This is a genomic window from Tranquillimonas rosea, assembly GCF_900111315.1.
GTDB classification, from domain to species: Bacteria; Pseudomonadota; Alphaproteobacteria; order Rhodobacterales; family Rhodobacteraceae; genus Tranquillimonas; species Tranquillimonas rosea.
In genome coordinates this window covers 1-7,060 of sequence record NZ_FOGU01000026.1, presented here as the reverse complement: position 1 = coordinate 7,060, position 7,060 = coordinate 1, and the positions used below count along the sequence as shown (strand labels likewise).

Annotated in this window: 4 protein-coding genes; all 4 read right to left on the bottom strand. The window is 60.7% G+C overall.

Going from position 1 to position 7,060, the window contains the following annotated elements; translation table 11 throughout:
- Positions 1-3,117 (bottom strand): type I restriction endonuclease subunit R (locus BMZ25_RS20305; protein WP_092696459.1); only part of this gene is annotated, 3,117 nt, incomplete at its 3' end.
- Positions 3,114-3,722, bottom strand: coding sequence for a hypothetical protein (locus tag BMZ25_RS20620; RefSeq protein ID WP_143071587.1), 609 nt, complete (start codon positions 3,720-3,722; stop codon positions 3,114-3,116). The genes BMZ25_RS20305 and BMZ25_RS20620, both read right to left, overlap by 4 nt.
- Positions 3,722-5,059: a restriction endonuclease subunit S gene (locus BMZ25_RS20300; protein WP_092696458.1), complete on the bottom strand. Its 1,338-nt coding sequence runs from the start codon at positions 5,057-5,059 to the stop codon at positions 3,722-3,724. Before BMZ25_RS20300 ends, BMZ25_RS20620 begins: the two co-directional genes overlap by 1 nt.
- Positions 5,056-6,891, bottom strand: a complete 1,836-nt coding sequence (locus tag BMZ25_RS20295) for a type I restriction-modification system subunit M (protein ID WP_092696457.1) — start codon at positions 6,889-6,891, stop codon at positions 5,056-5,058. Before BMZ25_RS20295 ends, BMZ25_RS20300 begins: the two co-directional genes overlap by 4 nt.
- Positions 6,892-7,060: the final 169 nt, after the last annotated feature.

Below are 7,060 nucleotides of genomic sequence, written 5' to 3'. Positions count from 1 at the left end.
ATCTTCCCCGGCAGACCCACCGCTGCGCCGAAGCATCTCCCACAGCTGGCCGTTATCAAGAAGAAGCTCCAACAGGCTGGCGCGGATCTCCTCGCTCTCGAGTGCCTGCTTGCTCATCGCCGAATGCGCAGCATAGCTGTCAATGATGGCATCAGTCAGTTCCGACGCAAGATTGGGGGATGCCGCGAACTGCTCCTTGGCGTTGTTCTCAGCCTGCCTGGCCAACACATCCGAGGCCAGCAGCTTGGTCCGGAGGGTGCCCATGACATAGCCGATCTTGTCGTCCTCGGTGATGTCGCCAACGAAGAGGTCATTCAGCTTTTCGATGATTTCCAGCAAATGCACTCTCTCTTCGTCCCGCAATCCGGCTGTCCCGGTCGCAGTCAGCGGAGGCAGCTTCGGCTCCCCCTGAGGAACGATGTGGCGCTTTCCTTTCGATGAGAGCTTGTGATGCGTCAGGGTCACCTGCGATAGGTCCACCCCTTCGCGTTCGCGCCCGAACTTCAATAATGGGACAAGCCTGCGGTAGAAGATCGACCGCTTCTCGACCGCCGTGCTGCCGTAGTCGAAAATCTGGGACAGGAACGCATACATACGCAGATACGACTGCATGTCGGTCCGAAACAGGTCGAGCTGCGCCATCTCGTCTTTCGCCGCCTTGGCAGAAACTTCGTCATCGCTTCCGACAGCTCGCTTCCACGAAGCTTTTGCCGACGAGTAGTTGTCGAGCAGCCGCTTCGCCACCGGCTCGATTGCCTTGGCCAAGTCGCCCTGCTGTGCAGTCGGATTCATCTCGATGGCGACGACACGGTCGATCTCGTAGTCGTCGTAGTGGCCTGCATCGTCCAACTTGGCTTTGAGGTCGAAAATCAGGTCGGGATCGGTCACCGCCTCCAGTTCCGCTTGGCCATAGTATTGGCTGAAGGCCTGCAGCACCTCCTCGGAGCTGTCCGAAAAGTCGAGGACGTAGGTGGTCTTCTTTTCGATGGCCCGGTGTTTATAGGCCCGGTTCAGCCGCGACAGCGTTTGCACGGCTTGCACACCCGCTAGTCTCCGGTCGACATACATCGCAGAGAGCAAGGGCTGGTCGAAACCGGTCTGGAACTTGTTCGCCACGAGCAGGATGTGGAAGTCGTCAGTGTCGAAGACCTCCTTCAGCTCCTGGCCCTTGAGGTCTGGGTTTACCGTATTATTGGTTTCCGTGAACGGTTCAGGTCCGCTTTCGGGATCGTGCACTTCGCCCGAGAAGGCCACCAGAGTTCCGAGCGGGTAGTTCTTCTCGCGGATGTAGGCATCAATCGCCAGCTTCCATCGCACCGCCTCCTTGCGAGACTGCAGCACGACCATGGCCTTGGCCTTGCCACCCAGCAGGTCCGCCACGTTCTCGCGGAAATGCTCAACAACGATCTTCACCTTCTGGCTGATGTTGTAAGGGTGTAGCCGGACCCATTCCATGAGGCCGCGCATAGCGCTGCTGCGCTCGACCTCGGCGTCGCTCACTTCTGCCCCGTCCTGCGCCAGCTTGAAGGCGAGACTGTAGGGGGTATAATTCTGCAGAACGTCGAGGATGAAGCCTTCTTCGACCGCCTGCCGCATCGAATAGAGGTGAAACGGCTCCGGCAGGTTGCCATCTCCGGCGGGCTTGTCCGGCGCGGGGCGTCGCCCGAACAGCTCCAGCGTCTTCGTCTTCGGTGTGGCGGTGAAGGCGACGTAGGTCACGCCTCGTTCGTCCGCGCGAGCCTTCATCTGGGCGGCAAGGATGTCCTCAGTTCCGATTTCTCCGCCGTCCTTCAGCTCTTCCTGTTCCTCAGGAGACAGGGTCTGCTTCAACTTGGTCGCGGCTTCTCCCGTTTGCGAGCTGTGCGCCTCGTCTGCGATCACCGCGAAGGTTTTGCCCTCAGTGGCAGACAGCTGCCGCACTTCTTCGAGCGCGAAGGGGAAGGTCTGGATCGTGCAGACGAGGATCTTTTTGCCGTCTGCCAGTGCTTGGGCCAGTTCCCCGCTCTTGCTGCCGCTCTTGCCCTTGATGGTCTCCACCACACCGCGCGTACGTTCGAAGGCGAAGATGGCCGCCTGAAGCTGGCCGTCGATCACCTTGCGATCCGACACCACGATGACCGTGTCGAACATCTTGCGGTGCGCGGCGTCATGCAGGTCAGCGAGGAAATGCGCCGTCCACGCGATGGATTTGGTCTTGCCCGACCCTGCCGAGTGCTGGATCAGATATTTTCCGCCCGGCCCCTCCTCGCGAACCTGCGACACCAGCTGCCGCGTCGCATCGAGCTGATGGTAGCGCGGGAAGATGAGCTTCGTGGTTTTTCCCTTCTTGTCCTTCTCAGGGATGATGTAGCGCCCGATCAGTTCGAGCCAGCTGTCGCGCTGCCAGACCTCTTGCCAGAGATAGGCTGTGCGATGCCCGTCGGGGTTTAGCTGATTTCCTGCGCCACCCTCCTCCGTGCCCCTGTTGAAGGGCAAGAAGAACGTGTCCTTGCCCTCAAGCCGCGTCGTCATGAACACTTCGCTCGTACTGACCGCGAAATGCACCAGCGCTCCCGTCTCGAAAGTGAGCAGCGGCTCGGCCCCGCGTCCAGGCTTGCGCGGCGGGCGGTCGAAGCGGTATTGATCGACGGCGTCGCCGACGCTCTGGGTGAAATCGCTCTTCAGCTCTGCAGTGGCCACCGCGATGCCGTTCAGGAACAGCACGAGGTCGATGCTGTCGGCCTTGGTGGTAGAGTAGTGCACCTGCCGAACCACGCGCAGGCGGTTGGCGTGGTAACGATCCATGATTTCCGTGTTGTCGGCCAAGGCGGGCCTGAACTCGGCCATCTTGAGCGGTGAGCGCAGTCCCGTTGCCTCGATTCCGTGGCGCAGCACTTCGAGTGTTCCACGCTGGTCGATCTGCTTGCGGAGGCGGTCAAGCAGCGCATCGGCCCCCCGTTGTTCCAACATCTCCCAAGCCTTTGGCTGGGACGTTCGCACCCAGTCCAGCACATCCGCCGGGAACATCGCTCTCTCAGCATCATACGCGGCGGCATCCGACGGGTCGTGCTTCCAGCCGTGCGTGGCGAGATGGGCGCAGATCTCGTCCTCGAATTTGATTTCCTTGTGCAGGTTCATTGCTCGACCAAATGCCTTGCATGTTGCTCGACCGTCGGTCGTTCTCGCCCAAACGCATCACAGTAGCGATGGCCCAAGGTTTGGGCAATCTGCGTCATCCCATTCCGTGTCAGATACAGCTGGTATCTCGGCCCTTCCCATCGTTCTAAGTCATTCCCTCCGGGGCGGCGGCAGTCGAAGCGAAAGCCGATCAGAAAACCACGACGGTTGACAGGGTAGACACGCAGACCCTCGGGATGCGCCACGGCGTTTCTTAGCGAGATCATGACTTCAAGAACCCCGAATGACCGACCATCGTCCGTTCGAAATACGCTTAGGTCATTGAGCATCGCCCCGTGCGTTTCATCCCGAGCTTGCAATCGGCCATCGTCGTACGCGACGGGTTGCAAGTCGCAAAACCGTCTGATCTCCGATGTTCGAAGTTCGTCGTATAGTTCATCGAGCGGGTATTCTCGAGAACGGATACGTTGCAACGTCCAGCAAAGAATCGTCGTAAAGGCCGCGTAGCACTCGGTTGCTTTGAACTGGGAGGTCTCGAAGGGCATTTGGGAGCAAATGCGGCTCACTATGGCAAATTCGCGCTCGGGATGTGGAATACCTCCCATCAGGCAGCCTCCTCTTCGCTAGTCATGGCATCTCGCACGTCTATTTTCCCGGTGACGGCGACAGAGATCAGGGCCGCGCGACGTTCCTGAAGCAGAGAAATGGCGCGGGCGGCTTCGGCGGTGAGGGCATCCAGCTTTTCTGTTTTCTCTTCGAGCGCTTCCGCGATCACGTGTTGTTCTGGCTCTGGCGGCAAGGGGATCTCCATCGAGGTCCACGCTTCCATCCGAAGTGCCTTAGTCCCGTGTCCGGCTTCGTCGATCCGGGACAGCGACTGTTCTGCCAGGCCTCGGAGCGACCATGCAAGGAAGGCCCCATCCGTGCCGGTCCTCGGCGAGAGCGCCTTCAGATCCTGATTGATGGCTGTCGGAACTCCCGCGATGCAAACGGGGAAGGAATGCGCGAGGGTCATGCCCCGGACCAGCACGAGTATCGAGCCGACCGGCACCAAGGACGCTGCGCCGTCGTCAATGGCTTGCCGGGTGATGTGGTGGGTGCTGTCCGTGATTGTCGCCGTCTTGAGGTCTCGGGCAGACACCCAAGGGACATCTCCGTCCCAGTAGACAAGGTTGGTCTTGCTCGGGGTTCCGCCGCTCTTGAACGTCGTCAGATACTTCAGCGGGGCAACCTCCCAATGCGCCGGGATGTCGCCGAGCCAGTCGATGCCGCTGGGCTTGAGAGGGGCGGCGGTGTCGAGGCCTCGGGTGACTGCATGAGAGATGACTGCCTGCCGCTTTTCCTTTAGCAGCGCGATCAGCCGCCGCTGCTCCTCCACCAGCGCATCCAGCTTGGCCGTCTCCCGATCCAGAAACGCCGCAATGGCCTGTTGCTCGGCGAGAGGAGGGAGCGGGACGGGAAATGATCCCAGCGCATTGCCGCTCAGTTCAAGAAAGGTGGTGCCGCGCCCTCTGAGGTTCAGCGCCTTGGTGCTGACACTGAGCATGAAATAGAAGTAGATCGGCTCGACCGCTTTGGCCGGGACCAGTGCCTTGCATCCTTGGTTGGTACACATCTCTCGCTCAGCGATGGCGAGCGAGCCGATGGGGGCACGAGTGGACAGGATGAGGCTCCCCTCTGGCACGAGGGATGACCCGCAGGCGTTCAGACCAGCGTTTGTAATCATCCGCTGCGACACCGAGACGCTGCGCTCGGTCAATTTGCTCAAATCCGCCGGGGTGATCCAGACGATGTCACCATCCCAGTAGGCAGCTTCGCCGGACTGCGGGGTAGACCCGCCGACGATCCGGAAAATGTTCTTCAGACCTGCGGTCGTCCAATGCGAAGGGATCGTGCCGATTTGCTCGACGCCGCTTGCTTTGTAGTCGGCGTAAGCCTTCATCCCGCCAACTCCACCAGCATTCGCTGGATGGTCCTCGTGACCTCGGACAGCTCGGCGTCGATCTCCTCCAGCTCGCGGGGCGGCTCGAAGACGTAGAAATGCCGGTTGAAGGGGATCTCGTAGCCTGTTTTCGTCTTGTCCTCGTCGATCCAGGCATCGGGCGCATGGGGGATCACCTCACGCTCGAAATACGCCCCCACATCCTCGGTCAGCGGCACGATCTCGGTGTCGCGTAAGGAAGTATCCGCCTGAGGCTGCCCCTTGGCCTTGCCGCGCTGGCCGAGCACGATCTCTCCGGCCTCGTCGCGCAACGGGCGTTCCACGGTGATCTGGCGGAAGCCGAAGGCCTTGTTCGGCAGCAGCAACGACAGGGGCTGCAGCTTGACCTTGCCGTCCTCGGGGGCCTTGGGCACGGGGTTGCCCCCTGTCACTACCTCGCGCCCGGTCTCCTTGCCATCGGCATCGTAGAGCGTGGCCATCTGCGCCTCGGCACAGTCCCCGAAGAGCCGGGTGACGATGTCGATGCCCTCGGGGCTGATCTCGCGCCGCTTGGAGCCGAGCGACTTCCGCATCTTCTGCCAGAGCGCGGAGGCGTCGATCAGCTGGACCTTGCCCTTGCGGTGGGCGGGTTTCTTATTGGAGATGATCCAGACGTAGGTTGCGATGCCGGTGTTGTAGAAGAGATCGGTGGGCAGGCCGATGATGGCTTCGACCAGATCGCTTTCGAGGACGTGCCGCCGGATTTCGCTTTCGCCCGAACCAGCCCCCCCGGTGAAGAGCGGAGAGCCGTTCAGGACGATGCCAAACCGCGAGCCGCCGTCCTTTGCGGGGCGCATCTTGGACAACAAGTGCATGAGGAAGAGCAGCGAGCCATCGGAGACGCGCGGCAGGCCGGGGCCGAAGCGCCCGTTAAAGCCCTCGAGCTTGTGCTCCCGCTGAACCTCTTTCTGCACCTTCTTCCACTCGACCCCGAAGGGCGGGTTGGACAGCATGTAGTCGAATTTCGCATCGGGATGGCCATCGTCTGAGAGCGTGTTGCCCGCCTTGATGTTGCGCACGTCCTGCCCCTTGATCAGCATGTCCGCCTTGCAGATGGCGTAGGACATGTCGTTCAGTTCCTGCCCGAACATGGTCAGGGCGGCGTTGGGGTTGTGCTCGAACAGGTATTCGTCGGCGACTGAGAGCATCCCGCCGGTGCCCGCCGTCGGATCGTAAATGGTGCGCACTATGGCGTTGCCCGAAAGGATGTCGTCATCCCCGGCGAAGAGCAGGTTGACCATGAGGCTGATGACCTCGCGCGGGGTGAAGTGTTCACCGGCGGTGTCGTTGGAGGCCTCCGCGAACTTGCGGATCAGTTCCTCGAATACGAGACCCATCTGGGCATTGGTTACCTTCTGTGGACGCAGGTCGAACCCGGCGAACTTCTCTGTAACCATGTAGAGGAGCTTGTTCTTGACCAGTCGGTCCACGGCTTCGGTGAAGTTGAAGCGCTCGAAGATTTCACGGACCTCGGGCGAGAAGGCGTCCACATAGGTCATCAGGTTCGTGTCGATATTATCTTGGTCGCCAACGATCCTGCGGAGATCGAGTGTAGACCTGTTGTAGAAGCTGGCCTCCGACGCTTTGCGCATGAATGGATCGGGGTTGAGGCCGAGCCTGGTCTTTTCCTCCTTCTCCTTAAGGACTGTAGACTTCGTGCGGGCAAGCACGCAATCGAGACGGCGCAGGACCGTGAAGGCTAGGATGACGCGCCCATACTCCGATTGCCGGTAGTCGCCGCGAAGGATGTCGGCGACCGACCAGATGAGAGTGGACAACTCGGATTGAGACATGATGGGGGAGGCCTGCTTGGGGACGTTGTTTTCCGACTGCAGACTAATCGCGTGACGACGAGCGCAGCAAGAACGCGAGGAGATCCGCGCCAGCCTGTTGGAGCTTCTTCTTGATAACGGCCAGCTGTGGGAGATGCTTCGGCGCAGCGGTGGGTCTGCCGGGGAAGAT